This is a genomic window from Aliidiomarina maris, assembly GCF_003987335.1.
In the GTDB taxonomy this organism is placed as follows: Bacteria; Pseudomonadota; Gammaproteobacteria; order Enterobacterales; family Alteromonadaceae; genus Aliidiomarina; species Aliidiomarina maris.
The window spans coordinates 114468-132586 of record NZ_PIPK01000006.1 but is presented as its reverse complement, the minus strand read 5'-3'; the positions used below and the strand labels follow the sequence as shown (position 1 = coordinate 132586).

At 51.5% G+C, this 18119-nt stretch carries 16 protein-coding genes; 13 read left to right on the top strand and 3 right to left on the bottom strand.

Features of this window, described 5'->3' with window-relative positions; all coding sequences use genetic code 11:
- Positions 1-2: 2 nt before the first annotated feature.
- Both CWE07_RS08215 and CWE07_RS08210 read right to left on the bottom strand, forming a co-directional pair.
- Positions 3-1418, bottom strand: a complete 1416-nt coding sequence (locus CWE07_RS08215; RefSeq protein WP_111569418.1) for an EAL domain-containing protein — start codon at positions 1416-1418, stop codon at positions 3-5.
- 118 nt (positions 1419-1536) lie between these two features.
- Positions 1537-2220 carry a DUF2959 domain-containing protein gene (locus CWE07_RS08210; protein ID WP_111569417.1) on the bottom strand — a complete coding sequence of 228 codons (684 nt, stop codon included), beginning with the start codon at positions 2218-2220 and terminating at the stop codon, positions 1537-1539.
- 425 nt (positions 2221-2645) lie between these two features.
- On the opposite strand from CWE07_RS08210, the gene CWE07_RS08205 reads away from it, so the two are divergent.
- Positions 2646-2939: a type II toxin-antitoxin system RelE/ParE family toxin gene (locus CWE07_RS08205; RefSeq protein ID WP_111569416.1), complete on the top strand. Its 294-nt coding sequence runs from the start codon at positions 2646-2648 to the stop codon at positions 2937-2939.
- Between the two features lie 14 nt (positions 2940-2953).
- The gene (locus CWE07_RS08200) at positions 2954-3277 is read left to right on the top strand and encodes a HigA family addiction module antitoxin (RefSeq protein WP_081195053.1); all 324 of its coding nucleotides are present in this window, start codon (positions 2954-2956) and stop codon (positions 3275-3277) included.
- 43 nt (positions 3278-3320) lie between these two features.
- Here CWE07_RS08200 and CWE07_RS08195 read toward each other — a convergent pair whose 3' ends face one another.
- Positions 3321-5543 carry a TOTE conflict system archaeo-eukaryotic primase domain-containing protein gene (locus CWE07_RS08195; RefSeq protein WP_241974103.1) on the bottom strand — a complete coding sequence of 741 codons (2223 nt, stop codon included), beginning with the start codon at positions 5541-5543 and terminating at the stop codon, positions 3321-3323.
- A gap of 713 nt (positions 5544-6256) precedes the next feature.
- Here CWE07_RS08195 and CWE07_RS08190 point away from each other — a divergent pair.
- The 11 genes from CWE07_RS08190 (at position 6257) to CWE07_RS08145 (ending at position 18118) form a co-directional block, all read left to right on the top strand.
- Positions 6257-6925, top strand: a complete 669-nt coding sequence (locus tag CWE07_RS08190) for a hypothetical protein (RefSeq protein ID WP_241974102.1) — start codon at positions 6257-6259, stop codon at positions 6923-6925.
- Positions 6918-7331: a hypothetical protein gene (locus CWE07_RS08185; protein ID WP_111569414.1), complete on the top strand. Its 414-nt coding sequence runs from the start codon at positions 6918-6920 to the stop codon at positions 7329-7331. The genes CWE07_RS08190 and CWE07_RS08185 overlap by 8 nt, the downstream gene beginning before the upstream one ends.
- 70 nt (positions 7332-7401) lie before the next feature.
- Positions 7402-7791, top strand: a complete 390-nt coding sequence (locus CWE07_RS08180; RefSeq protein WP_111569413.1) for a hypothetical protein — start codon at positions 7402-7404, stop codon at positions 7789-7791.
- A gap of 120 nt (positions 7792-7911) precedes the next feature.
- Positions 7912-8541 (top strand): recombinase family protein, encoded by a 630-nt coding sequence (locus CWE07_RS08175; protein WP_111569412.1) that lies wholly within the window; start codon positions 7912-7914, stop codon positions 8539-8541.
- A gap of 41 nt (positions 8542-8582) precedes the next feature.
- Positions 8583-8738, top strand: a complete 156-nt coding sequence (locus tag CWE07_RS14420) for a hypothetical protein (protein WP_181452273.1) — start codon at positions 8583-8585, stop codon at positions 8736-8738.
- Positions 8739-8847: 109 nt separating this feature from the next.
- A complete protein-coding gene (gene mobI, locus CWE07_RS08170) occupies positions 8848-9420 on the top strand; it encodes a conjugative transfer protein MobI(A/C) (protein WP_111569411.1) in 573 nt (190 codons plus the stop codon).
- A gap of 174 nt (positions 9421-9594) precedes the next feature.
- Positions 9595-10536 (top strand): helix-turn-helix transcriptional regulator, encoded by a 942-nt coding sequence (locus CWE07_RS08165; protein WP_111569410.1) that lies wholly within the window; start codon positions 9595-9597, stop codon positions 10534-10536.
- Between the two features lie 27 nt (positions 10537-10563).
- Entirely contained in the window at positions 10564-12834 is a 2271-nt protein-coding gene (locus CWE07_RS08160; protein ID WP_111569409.1) for a type I restriction-modification system subunit M, read from the top strand.
- On the top strand, positions 12834-14180 hold the full coding sequence (locus tag CWE07_RS08155; RefSeq protein WP_111569408.1) for a restriction endonuclease subunit S: 1347 nt from the start codon (positions 12834-12836) through the stop codon (positions 14178-14180). The genes CWE07_RS08160 and CWE07_RS08155 overlap by 1 nt, the downstream gene beginning before the upstream one ends.
- Positions 14173-15039, top strand: a complete 867-nt coding sequence (gene dinD, locus CWE07_RS08150; RefSeq protein WP_111569407.1) for a DNA damage-inducible protein D — start codon at positions 14173-14175, stop codon at positions 15037-15039. The genes CWE07_RS08155 and dinD overlap by 8 nt, the downstream gene beginning before the upstream one ends.
- A 40-nt stretch (positions 15040-15079) precedes the next feature.
- Complete coding sequence (locus tag CWE07_RS08145) at positions 15080-18118, top strand: type I restriction endonuclease subunit R (RefSeq protein WP_111569406.1); 3039 nt, start codon at positions 15080-15082, stop codon at positions 18116-18118.
- Position 18119 lies beyond the last annotated feature (1 nt).

Genomic DNA, 18119 nt, shown 5'->3' with positions numbered 1-18119 from the left:
CGTTATTTTGGGCGACACGCCGGCAGAATAATTGACTCAGGGTTGCCAAATGCGCAGCCCTGACCAAATAAAATGCCTAAGTCGAGACCTAATTCGGCGTCTTTGGCATCTTCTAACCCGTCTAGCATCACATCAACGCCGTGAGAACGGGCAAGATCAATCACAGTGCGTAAAATCCGCTGTTGTTGCGGGTGGTATTGCACCCGCTTAATTAAGCTTGCATGTAACCAGACCACTTTGTTGATTTGAATTTGGCTTTTGTTCAATGGCTTTGCTGAGGCGCGCGCGCGTTTAAACTGGCGCGGGCAGTCGGCCTGAGCTAACTCAAAAATATCGTTAATGGCGTCCTGCCACTCGGTGCTACGCATCTCTTCATGCAACTCAAACTTAAATTTGTGCGCTGGCAGGTTCGACTTTTGCAACGTTTGATAGGTCGCTTCCATCAACTCGCAGTTATTCATATCCAAACGGCTTACTTTAACCGATAAGTACATAGCGGCTTGTTGATAGAGGGCGCCAAGCTGCTCTATGGCGCGGTCAACCACGTACTGCGTTAGCTTCAACATTAAGCCGTGGCGCTCAGCCAGTTTGAACGTAATGTCTAACGGCACTTCTTCGCCATTGTCGAGCAAACACGGCACTGCTTGGTAACTATATTTCGCATGCGTGCGTAAATTGATGACCGGAAAGACTTTAATTGGCAATGTATCAGAGTCTAACTGTAACGCGAGTTGCTCGGCTAAGCTGGCTTCGTTGCTTTGCGTCACGAGTGGGTGTTCAAATACCGCGACAACCTCTTGGCTCGCTTTTGAGCGTGCATGAGCCAGGGTAGTTTCAGCGTCTAGAATTAAATCTTGCGCGCTTTGTTCTTCATTCTGCTGGCGCCAATGAATGCCCATGGCAAAACCAAGCTGATAGCGCTGCCCACGAAAACGCATTGGCTTGGCCAATACCTGTTGTAAGTGCTCAATAAAGTCATCGGCTAAGTGACGATGGGCCTTATTGACGATAAAGCCGAAGCGATCATCACGTAATCGCGCACAGAACACACTCGGTTGGTCAAGTTTGCTGAATCTGCGGGCAAGTAAACGCAATACATAGTTAGCGACTTCGCGACCGTAGATTTCATTGACTAAGCGAAATTTCTGGCAGTTGATAATAATCAGCGCAAAGGGGTTGTCCGATTCTTGCAGCAAATAATCGACGCGCGCTTCAAATAAGCGTGCCATTGGCAGTGAAGTCAGAGGGTCATAGGACAATGCTTGCACCGTGTCCCAGCTCATTTGCTTCAAGTTGCGCAAACCTAAGGTGCGCATTTTACTGAGTTCCTGCACGCGTTCTACCTTGCAATTCGGTAGCGCAGCAGGAATCCAGTTTAAAGCCTGATGCATGGCGGAGGGGGGTGCTGAAACAGCCATCGTATTGATCCTTTACGTAGTCATTATGCTGATACTCATAGTTACCAGCCAATGAGATTAAAGGATCAATATTTTCGAACTATAAAAATGTAAAGATCCGTCTATTGTATCAGTTTGTTTAACTATTATTGCGCAGGCGTTGAATGAATGCCTCCGACTCACGAATCGACGCTTCCATGTTATCGATAAGTGTATTCACGTCACTGCGAATGCGCGCTAGTTCACCTTCTAAGGCGCCAATCGCCTGCGCATTGAGGTTATGGCGCAAGTACAGCATTTGGTCCTCAAAAGCGCGTAGCACTGGCTCCATGCGCTCTTCGGTTTGACGCATTTGGCTGATTAAGCGCTGATATTGCTCGCGGGTTTGACCAAGCTGGCGCTCGCTCGACGCGCGTAAATCTTGATTGGTATAGCGGTCGAGTTCATCTTCCCACTCGTCAAAAAGGTCACCGGCAACATCCTCGACGTCATTAATGCGGCGGCGCACGTTGGCTGCAGCATCTTCACTGTCGTCATAGGCTGCAAGCACTTCTTCGTAGCGCGCGCGTAAGTCGGTGTCTGGGGTATCAATCACGCTTTGATAGCGTTCAAGTGCGTTGCGAAAGGTTTCCTGGGCATCACTCTGGGCATCTCGCGAGCGTTCAACCCGAGTCACCAGAATATCGCGCTTTTCGTAGCCTAAGCGCTCCATCGCGTTGTAATACACATTGGTGCACGCCGTTGCGCTTAAAATAGCCGCACCTGCCAGCAAGGTTTTTACCCAACTAGCGGCAAATAATTTGATAACCGAAGTGTTTGCCATTCAATGCCTCTTGTCTGCATGTTGTTCACTTAGCGCTAAGTGTAGTCTATGCAACGACTTAGTGAGGCGTTGGGGCGATTTTTACTTGCCGATGCAGAATGTATAAAATACTTTAAAAACATAAGTTTATGAAACTCGTGGAGCACTATTGGAGTGCTGAAATTTGCGAAAAAAGTGTAAATATTGGCAAATTTCCTCTGCGTCGGCTCCTGACGACCCATTTTAAACTGGGATAAGTGGGAAACTGGGAGCCTTGTATACGCTTTTATCTCTATGAAATCAGCGCCTTGAAGTTGCTCGATAGTCCCTTTCTGTCAGACAAAATTATAGTAACATCGTTTTCTAAACGGATCCGTTCTCATTTTGAACGGACTTGACGCACAACGTTGTTATGCATAGAATGAGTAAAAAGTGATCAGGTAACTATGGCGGTTGAATTCAGGGATATATGGCTAGAGGCTTTCTACGACGAAGACCAAAGCCACAAGAAAATACCCAGTACTATTGAAGGCGCTCTGTTCAGAAAAATTCAGATTCTGGATGCCGCAACGCAGGAGTCAGACTTGAGGATTCCACCGGGTAACCGTTTTGAACATCTGCAAGGAAACCTGTCTGGATGGTGTTCTATTCGGGTTAACAAGCAGTATCGCCTGATTTTTCGCTGGGTAGATGGCACCGCCCAAGATACATATCTAGACCCGCATGTTTACAAGGGCTAGAGGAGGTTATGGTAATGAGGAATACAAAACGTCGGCCAGTGACTGTTGGCGAAATGCTCGTCACCGAGTTTCTGGAGCCGATGAACATCGAAATTAGTGAACTTGCCGAAGCAATGGGTGTGCACAGAAATACACTCAGTCGGATTGCGCATGACAAAGGCACGCTGACAGCACCCATGGCAATCAAACTCGCAGCGGCTTTGGGGAATACGCCGGAGTTCTGGCTGAATATTCAGCACGCGGTTGAGTTATGGGATGTTCGTCATCGTGCCTATGAACAAGAAGCTAAGAACGTGAGACGCGTAAAGCCCCACGAGTTACCTCTGAAGCAGGCCTGAAGCACATTTCGTTTCAGCCATGTTTCTCCTTTCTTTGGAAAGTTTACAGTAGCCGTGTTTGCGGCTCGGATTGGGCAAACTGGTATCCCATCGCCTTATAACCTTTCTCGCGCTTTCGGAACATGCGTTCAAGCATTGGCAGACTGTTGTCCAGGTAGTCGTAAACAGTGACTTCCTGCTTGCCGTCGGCATCCCGGTGAATCCTGCCAGCATACTGCGACAGCGTTCCTTTCCAGGCTATGGGCAGGGCTAGAAACAAAGTGTCGAGCCGAGGCAAGTCAAAGCCTTCTCCAATGTATTTCCCGGTTGCAACAATAACCTGAGCTTCGTGTAGCTGCGATTCGACACCCCGGCGCTCTTTGACGCGCATCCCGCCGCGCAACACAACCAACGATATAGACTCAGCTTCCAACAATGTTGCCAGCGTCTCGGCGTGCTCTCGTCGTTCGGTCAGCAAAAGACAGTTGGCCCCGTTTTGTACGCAGTGTACGACATCCTGAACAATATCCTGATTCCGGGCGTTGCTTTGGGCGAGCCAACGGTAAACCGATGCTATGTGTGGTCGTTCACCATTATTCTGAAAGATGTCCGTCGGTGGCGTTTCATGACGTTCTCGAACAATGACACGCTGGACAAACTTAGACCCATGGTCAGCCCTGACTTTGTGACGAACGGGTCCCGCGACCATAAACATGATTTTTTGGTGACCATCCTGACGGTCAGGCGTTGCCGTGAGGCCTACAACGTATCGAGCACTGACTTCGTTAAGCAGCATCTCATAACGTGGAGCTGAAATATGATGGCATTCATCGATGATGACTTGCCCGTATTCTCGGATCTTGCTTGAGACCGTATTATCTTTCTTGTTGATCAGGCTTTGATAGGTGGCAACGTCGATCTGACCGGTAGGTTTCTTTTTGCCGCCGCCAATCACACCTACGGAGGCACCCTCAATAAAGGTCTCCAGGCGCTCCTTCCATTGATCCAGTAACTGACGACTGTGAGTGAGGATCAGCGTGTTTACCTGCCGCTTGGCGACAATGCCAATAGCGGTTACGGTTTTGCCGAAAGCGGTCGGAGCATGAAGTATTCCGGTATCGTGATCGGCAAGCGCCGTCACAGCCTTTTTCTGATCACGACGCAGCGTTGCTTTCAGGCTGACTTCCGGCAGCAACTGGCCGGGCATTCTGCGGTCATCGATTTCTACTGTTATTCCCTGTTCGTGCAACAATGCCTGAAGATCATCAAAACAGCCTCTCGGTACCGAGATATAACCTTGCTCAATCCGGGCACATGATATGTAACGAGGGATGCCATGAGTTGAAAATCGAAGTGCCTGGGTTTTGAAAAATACTGGATTGGCAAAGCTCGCCATGCGCTTTATTCGTGCCGCCAGTGTCCCTGGTATGTCTGACAACTTCATATAAATGTGATTGGCCAGGGTAAGCGTGATGCTCTCGGGACATCCTGAAATTATCCCTGTATCGACCGGTAAAGCTTGTTCCCACGGCAACGCAACTTCTGCTATCGTATCGGAATCAGGCTCATTTCCAACGATATCTCGAAGCTGAGCCAGCGAAACGGTCTTTTGCTGACTAAGTAGCGCCCACTGATCCGGATACGGGGTTAGCTTATCGTCGACGAATACAGTACATCCACGACTTCGCGCCTCATGCTGAAGCGGAAGGGCAATCAAATTGCCAAATCCACCATCGGGCATCGTATCCTGGTTGGGGAATAGCCGGTCATACGAATCGAAGGACAGGCCCGGGTGACGTTCCATGGCTTTGTCCAGCAGCTTGAACCCCAAAGCCCTCGCGGACCAGGCTGGAACAGCGTCCGAAAAGAAGACCCATAGGTGGGCACCCGCACCGGACCGGGAGATCTCTACAAGATAAGGGACACCTTCATCACGACAAGCCTGGGCCAGCGCACGAACATCTGCTCTCCAGTCCTCCTTATCAAAATCTACAGCCAGCAGATAACAGGAACTGTCCGGCAACAATGGGTATAACCCTGCTACATGCTTGCCGGACAGGTGGTCATACACTGCACTGAAATCCAGAGGCTTGAACTTTTTGTGAGGGCACTCGCCGCACTTGATCCGGGGTTTCTGACAGATGCCCTGTACCCACTCATTTGCACAGGCGACAGCATAACCGGAACGTCCATTCGAGCTACTTTCCCAGCGAACCGCATAGACATCCTGTCGGCCGCGAAAGAGCCCGCGGAATAACTCAGCTTTTTGATTGGGAGTCAATTGCATTGATGTGGGTGATTGTGCAGCTCGCTGAAGCTCGTTCCTCCGGGAAAGTAAGGCTACTTTTTCCTTCTCAAGCTCAGATAACCTCAATGCAATGGCCGCAAGCTCTTCTTCTACTTGGATAAATGCCTCCCAATGCTAAATCAGTCAACCACAATAATCTTTCTTTGAATATTTTACTGATCCTATCAGATATAGATTCCTAATCAGTAAAACAAATGACCGCATTTTCTTACCAGTAAACAGCCGGAGTCAATAAGAATGGCCCCGCGACCTTGGTTCCGGGTCATCCAGAATAGCACCTGCCACCGCCGTCAGAGTAATTGCGGCGACGCTTTCCATAGGTAACCTCTGCTGATCAAAAGTGCCATTTTCTTTTATAGCCAAAGATATGCCTGCCCCGCCAATTTTTCGCTACGTCCGAATTTAAACTTTGTTCTGTTAGTGCAAACTATTGATTTATAAATATTATTTTTAGTTTTCCTCTTGCATATTCTCAACCTCATGAGAATATTTAATGAAAGAAGGAGGACATAATGAAAAGATTAGCACCCTTAACTACGGCAATATTGGCCGCTGCCCTGGCTGGCTGCGCGGCCACCCCATGAGCTTACAATCAGGAAGAGTCTCGGGCTTTAAACCTGGCGAGAGCCGGTGGCATCTACGATATGGACTTGCGTGATTCTGGGGATGGCTCTCGCTCCTACAGTAAGGGCATGTTGGTGCCATTACTGGATCTCGCCAGCCTGGCGACTTCATTCGATGCACCGCTTCGACATCTCTCAGGTAGCCAGACGTTTTTGTTCAACGCTACTGACATCATGATGACTCCAGACAATCCGTCGGCGAGACCAAGCCTGATGGGATGGATGCCAGCGTCTATGGCCACTTCGGAGGCTCAGGCCTATGAGCAGTATGTGGATCTGGTGGACCAGGCCATCCGATTAGCTGCCAATGATATGGCGTTGAGCGCCACCAAACTCAGTAACGTGGAGACGCCCGAGATAGACGGCCATCCACTGGTGCTTTGGTCGATTGAAAGCACTGAGTATGGATGTGGTGTGGGTCAATGTGTGGTTGCCTACAACATCAAGACGCCGAATCGTTGGAAGTCTCCCGCCTACGTGGAAGGTACTGAGCCCGAAAGCTACAACATCGGGGCTAATCATCCAGAGAATTATTCTCGCCTCGTTTTCCGGCAATCAGGTGAGCAACTCAGCTTCCCTGTGGACGAGTTCTATCGCACGGTCAGTGGTGCCTTACCATCCTGGATGTTGATGTATTTTCCTCCCGGCACCGTCATCCAGGATAGCGAACCGCTGCCGTACCCTGTGCTTTACGAGCAGGGCCAGCGACTGATGTTCAAGGAGCCAGTTCATGAGTGACTGGCATGATGAACTTGAGTTCGCTCTGTTGCCGCTTGAAGACGCCAAAATCGATAGCGACTGCATGACCTTTGTGATCAGCAATGCCCTGAGCGAGCAAGGCATCTTCCATCAATGTCGTATCGGATACGCAGAGGACCGGCTGAGCCGAATAGCCACCGCTCCCCATTGCTGGATCGAACTCGAACAGGGCTGGTGTTTCGATCTCCGGCTCAGACAATGGCTGGGCGATGAGGACGACCTCCCTCATGGCGTATTCCAGCCATGCAACTTTCCGCGAGTTCGATACCAAGGCACTGCGTTGGTGGTTCCACACCTGGACGCGGAAGTTTTGAGGGTGATGACGGACGATGCCTACAACAAAGTGAAACTGCCATGGCTGGCCGGGCGAGCCAGAGCGGCCTGACGCCGGTCAAAACTTGCATTTTCTCAGGTTCTGGTAGCTTCGAAGTAAAGAGCTATCGGGGACTGAAACCATGGTGAGGGTGACAAAAATAGTAGCAGTGGGGCTCGCCGGGATCGGCGTTGTGGAGCTCGCCTTAAGGGGTACCGATGCAGCGCTTTACGCATGGTATCTATTGTTCGTGCTCTGGGTGGCCGCACTGCTCATTCGCTTCGCAATGGCCGCAGTCGATGCTTACAAGACGGTTTTCGCCAAGGGACCCGATGGGGAAATAACGTTTCCTGAATTTGAGAAAAAGATGGCGTCGTTTAGTCGAGGCAGTGGTAGGGGAGAGAACGGTCCAAGCAGCACGACAACCCCCGGCACTGGGAGTCAACAAGACACTAGCGATCTGTTCGATGACTTCAGAGTCAATCCGATCCTCCGGGAAGATGATCCGTTCGGGGAGTTTTTCGACTCTTGAGGTGGTTCCTGATGGGTACACATCAGAGGAACCAACGATTCAGGCCGTTCAATATGACAAGGAACCATTTAAAACAGACCGGCCAAGCGGAACCACTTATAACAGACTGAGGAGGCATTAATGTTTATACGCGCCTATTTGAGAGCATCTACCCAGGAACAAAATGCCGAGCGGGCCAAAGCATCGCTAATTCAGTTTGCCGAGCAACACGGTCAGCGCATTGCTGCCTTTTATACCGAGAACGTCTCCGGTGCCACACTGCATCGCCCCGAACTGATGCGACTGATTGCCGAATCTGGTGAAGGTGACATTGTACTGGTGGAGCAGATTGACCGGCTTGCCCGCCTGAAACAGCAGGATTGGGATACGCTGAAGCAGAAGTTGGCCGCCAAACGGTTGGCGGTTGTCTCGCCGGAGTTACCAACGAGTTGGCTGGCACTGGACAAAAAAGACGACACCGGCTTTACCGAATCTATTCTGCAGGCGGTCAACAGCATGATGCTCGACATGTTGGCAGCGGTAGCTCGCAAAGATTACGAGGATAGGCGTCGACGCCAGAACCAGGGGATCAACAAGGCCCGCAGCGAGGGTAAGTATCAGGGGCGCCAACCTGACCTGAAGAGGCGACAACACATCGCCAGTTTACTGCGCACCGGTCATAGCTATAGCGAAATCCAGGACATCCTGGGTTGTTCGCGCCATCTGATTGCCTCTGTCGCAAAGGAACAAAAGCAGTCAGATGCAGCATAGGCTGCATTTTGCACTCAAAGTACGAAAACAGGAGAACTCACATGATCGATATGTCCGTCACACTCATTGCTTTCCTCGGCTTTGTCGCCGTTATCCTGGCGATCTGCGGCATCACATACCTGAATGCTAACAAGCTGGAAGCATTTCTCAACCGGAAGTTTAAAGCACGCCGCCAGGTCGATAAAAATTCCAGATAATCTGGGGGTAAACGGCTACTTTTGCCCAAATTGGCAAATTACAGACCCGTGGGTTTGTCTCTGCGGCCATTAGCATTTCTCTTGAATATCAACCAACAGGAGAATGCTAATGAGCAAACCCAAAACCATTCAGGAAATCACCGATAAGTGGCATGAGGTGGCACGCGCCGGGGAGTTTGACCATCACCAGGGGCGCCGAATGGCGCTTGATCAATGCAGACAGTATCTGCAATCGCTATCCAAAAGCCTGGATATGGAGCGAGCGCGCCTACGCTATCTCGCTCAGCGGCTGTCGGACCATTTCTGGGCGCATAATGAGGCTCATCGAACCAATGAAACGAGAGGCTACCCTGGCCATCACGGCTGCCGGGTGAGAATGCTGTACGGTAGCTTGGAAATGCATTGGTATTACAACACCTTCGTAAGAGTGAAAAACGGTAAGGGGCATGCGGTTTTCAGTGAACACATCCGCCGAGCCCTGAAACACCGGTACTCAAAACCCGCATTTAACCGCGCTCACGACTGGGAAAGGCCCATCATTGAAGAGACAGAAGCCGGATTTGAGATAGTGCGTATCATGAATGCAAACCTAACTCACATGCGCCGTCTCGTCAGGGCAAACCTTAAGCAGTTGGACAGCTTGGAGGCGCACTTCGATGGCCTTCAGCTCCCAGAATCCTAAACAAAAAACCGTTCAGGCCCGTCCCTTCCGGCGGGCTTTACGCAACCATTTTCCATCTGGAAAGGAGCCAAAACTTTCACATGTGAAAGTTCTATAGGACAAATCAAAATGATTGCATGATGTAGGTTTGTGTAATAAGGTGGCTAACCATATTTAGTCAAAAAAGGTGCGAACGTGCCGGGAAACGCCGCCTTAAAGCTCGAAAATCACTCACACGCCCAGCGCGAGCGCTTGGCGTTCATTGATTTTTGCCTGCAATACCATGGCTCAGTGGGCCGAAGTGAGCTAATGGCGCACTTCGGCACCGCAGTCGCCTCCAGCACCCGGGACTTCACTCTCTACCGTGAGCTAGCCCACGAGAACCTGATCCTCCGTCACGAAAACAAGCGCTACTACCGTACCGACAACTATCAGCCTCTGTTCCACCATGAGCCCCATGCCGCCTTGAAAACCCTGGCTCACGGCTTTGGCGATGGGCTATCGGTGACTCCTGGCCAGTCTGGTTTCTGTGAGGATGCACCAGATTTGATCACGCCACCACAGGATGTGCTGGCGACAGTGAGCCGGGCAATAAGCCAACAACAGGCTGTGCGGATGACCTACCAGTCCCTCAGTTCAGGCGCTAGCGAGCGTGTGGTTGTGCCGCACAGCATCGTCAACAACGGCCAGCGTTGGCACATGCGCGGCTACTGCCGAAAACGCGGTGCATTCCGAGATTTTGTCTGCAATCGCATCACCAGCGCCCATATCTGTGAAAAGCCTATCGACAGAACGGATATCGCAGAGCAGGAACATCAAACGTCGGATGCCGAATGGAATGAGCAACTGACCTTAGAGCTCATCCCGCACCCGTGCCACAGTCATCCGGAGGCTATTGCGCTGGATTTTAATATGTCCCGGCAGAACAACCAGCCGGTCCGACAGCTCAGCATCCGTGCCGCTCGCGCTGGCTACCTGCTACGCCATTGGAACGTGGACTGTAGCCCCGATCATCGGTTGCCAGAGCAGGAATATCACCTGTGGCTGCGTAACCACAACATTCTTGAACACTGCACTAACGCTGTCCTGGCACCTGGCTATGCCGGCACCGGTGACGAGGCAGCGCCAAGTAGTTAACAACAGATATTAAATAGCGAGAACAGCATGCAACAAAACCATCATCAAAACCTTGTCGGCTTCATCTGGAACATCGCTAACAAGCTGCGAGGCCCGTATCGGCCACCCCAGTACCGGCGGGTAATGCTACCAATGATCGTCCTGCGTCGGTTTGACCTGGTATTGGCGGAAAACCAGAAAAAGGTACTGGCTGAGAAGGAACGCCTGGAAGCCCGCGGCATAACCGGCCCTGCACTGGAAAAGGCGCTTTCACGCATTGCCACCAGTGGCCGCAAACAGGAACTGTTCAATACCAGCGGCTTTACCTTCGATAAGCTACTGGCTGATCCGCCGAACATTGCGGGCAACATGATTGCCTACATCCAGGGTTTCTCACCCCGCGCTCGGGACATCTTTGATAAGTTCGATTTCGAGGCGGAAATCGCCAAGCTGGATGAAGCCAACCGCCTTTTCCTGATTCTCAAAGAGTTCTGTAGCAACGAGATTGACCTCTCGCCCAAGACCCTCAGCAACCTACAGATGGGCTATCTGTTTGAAGAGCTGGTCAGAAAGTTTAATGAACAGGCCAATGAAGAGGCTGGGGACCACTTTACTCCCCGTGAAGTCATCCGGTTGATGGTGCAGTTGTTGTTTACCGATGAAGAAGGCATCTTTGCCCCAGGCATTTACCGGAGTATCTACGACCCCACAGCCGGTACCGGTGGCATGCTCTCGGAAGCTGAAAAGTACATTTGCGGTGACGGTACCCATGAAGGATTGAACCCCGATGCCCACATCGAGCTGTTCGGTCAGGAGTACAATCCGGAATCCTACGCCATTTGTTGCTCAGACCTCCTGATCAAAGATGAGCCCATCGACAACCTCATCTATGGGGACACGCTGGGCGTGAAAGACGCTAAGAACAAAAACAACGGCTTCGTACCTCACGATGGCCACCAGGAGAAGAAATTCCACTACATGCTTTCCAACCCGCCTTTTGGGGTTGAATGGAAGCCGGAAGAAGATTTCGTCCGTGAGGAGTACGACGACCAGGGCTTTTCCGGGCGCTTTGGTGCCGGTCTGCCCCGAATCAATGATGGCTCGCTGCTTTTCCTGCAACACATGATTTCCAAGATGCACAACCCGCCGAAACTGGTGGATGGTATCAATGAGGGTGGTGACGGATCGAAGATTGCCGTGGTTTTCAACGGCTCCCCGTTATTCACCGGTGATGCCGGTAGCGGTGAGAGCAATATTCGGCGTTGGATTATCGAAAACGACCTGCTCGACGCCATCGTGGCCCTGCCAGACCAGATGTTCTACAACACTGGCATCTACACCTACGTCTGGATTGTCAGTAACCGCAAGCCGGAACACCGCCGAGGCAAAGTGCAGCTGATCGACGGCACCCGCCATTACAAGAAGATGGACAAAAGCCTGGGTAACAAGCGAAATGAGTTGGCTGAGGAGCATATCCGCGAACTGGTTCGCCTCTACGCCGAACATCAGCATGAGGCGACTTCCGTAGCACCGGTACATACCAAAGGATCATCAAGACCGACAGGAACCGAAACCCGTACCGTCAGCAAGATCTTTGATAACCACGAGTTTGGCTACCTGAAAATCACAGTGGAACGCCCTCTAAGGCTGAATTTCCAGGCCAGCCCACAGAGGGCTGCTCGCCTGGACGAGCAACGGGCGTTTGCCAACCTGGCTACCAGTAAAAAGCGTAAGGACCAAGCGGCCTATCAGGCGGAAATTGAGGCGGGTAAACAGTCTCAGGCTGCCATAATAGACCTGCTAGAAGAGCTGGATGGCAACATCCTTTATCAGAACCGGGATGAATTCGAAGCGCTACTGAATAAAGAGCTGAATAAGGCTTTGAAGAAGGCCGACCTCAAGGTAGGTGCTCCGGTGAAGAAGGCGATATTGGCGGCGCTGTCAGAGCGAGACCCAGAGGCCGACATTTGCCGTGACAAGAAGGGCAACCCAGAGCCAGATCCGGAGTTGCGCGATACCGAGAACGTGGTGTTGCCCGCTGATATCAGCCTGCCCTTGCCGCTGAAATACGACAACGAAACCGGCCATGACAAACTGCTTGCGTTGGTAAAGGACCATTGCGAGGCCTATTTGGCCGCTGAGGTGTTGCCGCATGTGCCCGACGCCTGGATTGATCACAGCAAAACCAAGGTTGGTTACGAGATTCCGTTGAATCGCCATTTTTACGTATACGAGCCACCACGCCCGTTGGAAGAGATCGCTGGCGAAATTAGTCAGTTGGAAAAGGAAATCGTCGCTATGTTGGCAGAGGTGGTTTGATGAGTCGGTACTCCCCCTACCCTGCATACGATGATAGTGGGTTTCCAAAACACTGGAAGGCTATGCGCTTACGTTTTGCGGTGACGCTGAATCCCAGCAAGAATGAGATCACCCTATCCGATTCAGAACTTGTTTCATTCATTCCTATGGATGCTGTCGGAGAGTATGGAGGTATTCGACTAGATGAAGACAAGGAGCTGGCGCAGATCGGCAGCGGTTATACCTATTTTTGTGACAACGATGTAGTTGTCGCGAAAATCACTCCCTGCTTCGAGAATGGAAAGGGGGCTATTGCCAAGGGACTGACAAACGGGTGCGCTTTTGGAACGACAGAACTCCATGTTCTCCGAGTCGATCTGGAACTGCTAGATCCGGACTTTCTGTTTTACTTGACGATTTCAGACTGGTTCAGAGATCTAGGTGAGTCAGAAATGTATGGCGCTGGAGGTCAGAAACGGGTACCAGAGGATTTTATAAAGAATCTGATTACTGGCATTCCACCAAAACACGAACAGCTGACAATAGTTGAGTTTCTCGACTACAAAGTTGCTCAAATCGACGAACTGATTGCCAAAAAGCAGGCTCTTTTGGACAAGCTGGTCGAGCAACGAACAGCGTTAATTAGTCAGGCGGTCACCAAAGGGCTTGATCCCTCGGTGCCGATGAAGGATTCGGGTGTTAATTGGTTGGGGGAGATTCCTTCGCACTGGCAGTGTCTTCCCTTACGGAGACTTAGCCATTACGTCAAAACTGGAACGACTCCTACTGGGGTAAACGAGCTGCATTTTGATGACGAAGGCTTGCCTTGGTATAAGCCTGGGGATTTCACTGATGGAGTTTTTCTTAAATCAGCTGGAAATAAGTTATCACAAGAGGGAGTGGAGGCCGTTAGAACCTTCCCATCCGATACAGTCATGCAAGTAGGGATTGGTGCAACAATAGGAAAAGTGGCTATTGCTAAGAGTCCGGCATCATGTAACCAACAAATTAACTGCATTCATTGCAATGAAAAGTTACACCATCTGTTCGCTGTATATTTCTTGCGCGCAATCCGAGACTTCATTGTCAAATGTGGCAAATACACAACCCTACCGATCATCAATCAAGACGAAACAAAGAGTCTACCGTTCACAGTTCCCTCATACGATGAACAAGTTACGATCTCTAATTATTTATTAGAGGCGGAAAAAAAGTCATCAAGACAAAGTAAGAAAGTATTAGAGATAATTGAACGGTTGCAAGAATACCGCGCCGCCCTGATCACCAACGCCGTCACTGGAAAAATCGACGTGCGGGACTTTTGCATACCCACTACCACTGAGCAAAGGGAGGTTGCCCATGGCTGATGCGCCGTCGACCAATACTCACCACGAGAGTTTTGAAGGCATCCGAAGAGAGGATGAACACGGCAATGAGTTCTGGTCAGCCAGGGAGCTGGCACCGCTCTTGGAGTACCAGCAGTGGCGAAATTTTGTTCAGGTTGTTGATAAGGCGAAGCAGGCCTGCGCGAAGTCAGGAAACGAGGTTTCAGACCATTTTGCTGACGTCAGCAAAATGGTCGACATAGGCTCTGGAGCGCAACGTCCGGTACCGGATGTCCACCTGTCACGCTATGCCTGCTACCTGATCGTCCAAAACGGCGACCCTACGAAGCCGGTCATCGCCAACGGCCAGACCTACTTCGCTATCCAGACGCGCCGACAGGAGCTGGAGGACAGCGAGCAGTTCACATCCCTCTCCGAGGATGAGAAGCGCCTGGCAATCCGTAAGGAGCTTATCGCCCACAACAAGTACCTGGCGGCGGCTGCCCAGGATGCAGGAGTCGAGACTCCCTTGGATTACGCCATTTTTCAGGATCATGGCTACAAAGGGCTATACGGGGGGCTGGGAGCCAAGGACTTACATGCCAGAAAAGGGCTCAAGAAGAGTCACAAGATTCTGGACTACATGGGAAGTACGGAGCTTGCTGCCAACCTGTTCCGTGCTACACAGGCAGAAGAGAAGCTTCGCCGGGACAACATTCAGGGTAAGCAGAACGCCAACAAAACCCATTTCGAGGTAGGCCAGAAGGTTCGGCAAACCATTGGCGAACTGGGCGGCACCATGCCAGAAAACCTGCCCACGCCGGATAAAAGCGTCAAACAGGTAGAAAGCGCGCAGAAGAAGCTGGGAAAGCAGCATAACGACGATTCTGACCAAGAGTAGTCGCTGAAACCCAGCCAAGTTTTAAAAAGGAACATAGGTTATGCACAAAGAAATCGACTTTGAGAACGCCATAGAGCAGGCGCTGATCACCCAGGGTGGCTACCAGAAGGGGGATCCCACCAGTTTCGATGCTGAAACCGCCTTGTTCCCGGCGGATGTCGTGAGTTTTGTGCAGAAGACACAACCCAAGATCTGGGAGCGGTTGAACAACCTGGACGCGAGCAAGGCCGAGAGCATGCTCCTGGATGCTTTAACCAAGGAACTGGCCGCAAAAGGTGCCCTGACCGTGCTGCGCGAGGGTTTCAAGTGCGTCGGCAAGTCGGTGAAGCTAGCTTATTTTGCTCCCAATACCAGTATTGATACCGGCGCGGCTGAACGCTACGCCGCGAACAGGCTGACCGTGGTTCGTCAGGTACATACCAAGACGGGCGCAATTCCTGACATGGTGCTGGCTGTGAATGGTCTCCCAGTTGCCACATTGGAGCTGAAAAATGCCATGTCGGCGACCGGGTGGACCGTTGAAAATGCCAAGTCCCAGTACCGCTTCGAACGAAACCCCAAAGACCCGCTGTTCGCCTTCAAGAATCGCTGCCTGGTGCATTTTGCGGTAGATACCGAGCAAGCGTTTATGACGACCCACCTGGAGGGTAAGGATACCTTTTTCCTGCCTTTCAACCGGGGTTTTAATCACGGCGCTGGCAACCCGCCCATGGAAGGTGATGTTCGTACCGCCTACCTGTGGCAAGAGGTGCTGGAGCGTGACAGCCTGATGGATATCCTCGCCCGTTTTCTGCACCTTCAGGTAGAAGAGAAAACGGTCGTGACCGAAAAGGGTATCAAGCGCCACCGCAAAGAAACGCTGATTTTCCCTCGGTATCACCAGCTGGATGCCGTTAGGTCTCTGACCCAGCATGCAAAAGCCAAGGGTTCCGGTCATAACTATCTGGTACAGCACTCTGCGGGTTCCGGTAAATCCAACTCCATTGCCTGGTTAGCTCATCGTTTGTCCAGTCTGCACGATGCCAACAACGAGAAGGTATTCCATTCCGTGGTGGTGATTACTGACCGCCGGGTACTCGACCAGCAATTGCAGAACACCATCTTCCAGTTCGAGCACAAGTTGGGCGTCGTCCAGAAGATCGACGAGAATACTCAGCAACTGGCCAAGGCACTGGCTGACGGTGTGCCTATCATCATCTCGACTATCCAGAAATTCCCCTTCATCAGTCAGACCATCCGCACGCTAGAGCAAAAAGGCAAAGGCATTTCAATTTCGACGGAAGGCAAACGCTTCGCAGTGATTGTGGATGAGGCTCACAGCTCGCAAAGTGGCGAAACGGCCATGGAGCTGCGGAAGATCCTGAACAAGGATGGCATCGAGTCAGCCATTGCTGAGCAATTACTGGACATGGAGGACGAGAGCCTTAGCGAAGAAGCCAAAAAGGAACTCATCCGTGAGCAGCTCAAACGTGCCAAACAGCCCAACCTGAGCTTTTTTGCGTTCACCGCTACCCCTAAGTTCAAGACCATGGCGGTGTTTAACGAGCCGGGACGAAACGGCGAAGCTCCGTTCCATCACTACAGTATGCGGCAGGCCATTGAAGAGGGCTTTATCCATGACGTTTTGGCCCACTACACCTGCTACAAGCGTTATTACAAGCTGATCCAGAAGGTGGAGGATGACCCTGAAGTGCCGCGCCGCAAGGCAGCGCGGGCGTTGGCTCGCTTTGTGTCCTTCCACGACTATGAGATAGCGCAGAAGGTGGAGGTGATTGTTGAGCACTTCCGCACCCATACCCGCCACAAGATCGGTGGCAGGGCAAAGGCCATGGTAGTGACCAGCTCTCGTGAACATGCGGTGCGCTACAAGCTGGGCTTCGACAAGTACATCAAATCCAAAGGCTATAAGGATGTGAAGTCCCTTGTAGCCTTCTCGGGAGAAATCGCTCTCAAGGAATATGCTGACAAGACATTTACCGAAGTCGGTATGAACGAGGGCATCAAGGAGTCTGAGCTGCCAGATAAATTCAACACCGAGGAATATCAGGTGTTGCTGGTCGCAGAAAAATACCAAACCGGCTTTGATCAGCCTTTGCTGCACAGCATGTATGTGGATAAGAAGCTGTCAGGCATTCAGGCGGTGCAAACGCTGTCACGGCTTAACCGAACGGCCAGGGGCAAGACAGATACCTTTGTCCTGGACTTCGTGAATGAGCCGGATGAAATCTACAAGGCGTTCAAACCCTATTACGAGGTGACCACCAAGGAAGAGGATACCGACCCTCAGCAGCTCAATAACCTGGCCCACACCCTGTCCACCTGGCAGATTTTTACGGAGGGTGAGGTGAGCGCGTGGTGCGAGATCTGGTTCCGTAACCGGCTGAACCCGACGGGCGGCGAACATAAGAAGCTGAACAGTCTGATTGACCTGGCTGTCGAGCGTTTCAAGAAATTGAGCGAGGAAGACCAAGCCCTGTTCAAGGGGCAATTGGTCAGCTTCCGTAACCTGTACGGCTTCGTTGCCCAGATTATTCCTTATCAGGACTCGGACCACGAGAAGCTGTACACCTATTCCCGCTTCCTGCTCACCAAGCTGCCTTACACCACCGATACGCGCACGGTGCAGGTTGATGACGAGGTAGAGCTGAAGTACTACCGGCTTCAGAAAATCAGTGAAGGAGCCATCGACCTGAAAGTAGGCGAGCCGGAAGCCCTCTATGGCCCGACCGAGGTCGGTACCGGCCAGGCAGAGGAAGAGGTGCAGTTATCGACACTGGTCGACAAGCTCAATGAGCGATTTGGTACTGAGTTTACCCCGGCAGATCAGCTGTTCTTCGACCAAGTGAAGGAAACCGCCGTTGCCAACGAACAGCTTCGCCAGGCCGTCATGGCCAACAGCCTGGAGAACTTCGAACCGGTATTTAACAAGCAGCTTGAGAACTTGTTTGTAGAGCGCATGGACGGCAACGAAGACATTTTCATACGCCTGATGAACGATGCGTCTTTCCGCAACATCGCTTCTCAGTACCTGATGCGGGCTGTGTATAACCAGGTCAAAACCAGCGTTGAGACGGGATAAG

Bases quoted from the DNA above. Each gene is read 5' to 3' on its own strand.
- CWE07_RS08195 (WP_241974103.1), bottom strand. From the start codon at position 5,543: ATGCAATTGACTCCCAATCAAAAAGCTGAGTTATTCCGCGGGCTCTTT.
- CWE07_RS08205 (WP_111569416.1), top strand. From the start codon at position 2,646: ATGGCGGTTGAATTCAGGGATATATGGCTAGAGGCTTTCTACGACGAA.
- CWE07_RS14420 (WP_181452273.1), top strand. From the start codon at position 8,583: ATGATCGATATGTCCGTCACACTCATTGCTTTCCTCGGCTTTGTCGCC.
- CWE07_RS08175 (WP_111569412.1), top strand. From the start codon at position 7,912: ATGTTTATACGCGCCTATTTGAGAGCATCTACCCAGGAACAAAATGCC.
- CWE07_RS08160 (WP_111569409.1), top strand. From the start codon at position 10,564: ATGCAACAAAACCATCATCAAAACCTTGTCGGCTTCATCTGGAACATC.
- CWE07_RS08155 (WP_111569408.1), top strand. From the start codon at position 12,834: ATGAGTCGGTACTCCCCCTACCCTGCATACGATGATAGTGGGTTTCCA.
- CWE07_RS08185 (WP_111569414.1), top strand. From the start codon at position 6,918: ATGAGTGACTGGCATGATGAACTTGAGTTCGCTCTGTTGCCGCTTGAA.
- CWE07_RS08215 (WP_111569418.1), bottom strand. From the start codon at position 1,418: ATGGCTGTTTCAGCACCCCCCTCCGCCATGCATCAGGCTTTAAACTGG.
- CWE07_RS08145 (WP_111569406.1), top strand. From the start codon at position 15,080: ATGCACAAAGAAATCGACTTTGAGAACGCCATAGAGCAGGCGCTGATC.
- CWE07_RS08210 (WP_111569417.1), bottom strand. From the start codon at position 2,220: ATGGCAAACACTTCGGTTATCAAATTATTTGCCGCTAGTTGGGTAAAA.
- mobI (WP_111569411.1), top strand. From the start codon at position 8,848: ATGAGCAAACCCAAAACCATTCAGGAAATCACCGATAAGTGGCATGAG.
- dinD (WP_111569407.1), top strand. From the start codon at position 14,173: ATGGCTGATGCGCCGTCGACCAATACTCACCACGAGAGTTTTGAAGGC.
- CWE07_RS08180 (WP_111569413.1), top strand. From the start codon at position 7,402: ATGGTGAGGGTGACAAAAATAGTAGCAGTGGGGCTCGCCGGGATCGGC.
- CWE07_RS08200 (WP_081195053.1), top strand. From the start codon at position 2,954: ATGAGGAATACAAAACGTCGGCCAGTGACTGTTGGCGAAATGCTCGTC.
- CWE07_RS08190 (WP_241974102.1), top strand. From the start codon at position 6,257: ATGTTGGTGCCATTACTGGATCTCGCCAGCCTGGCGACTTCATTCGAT.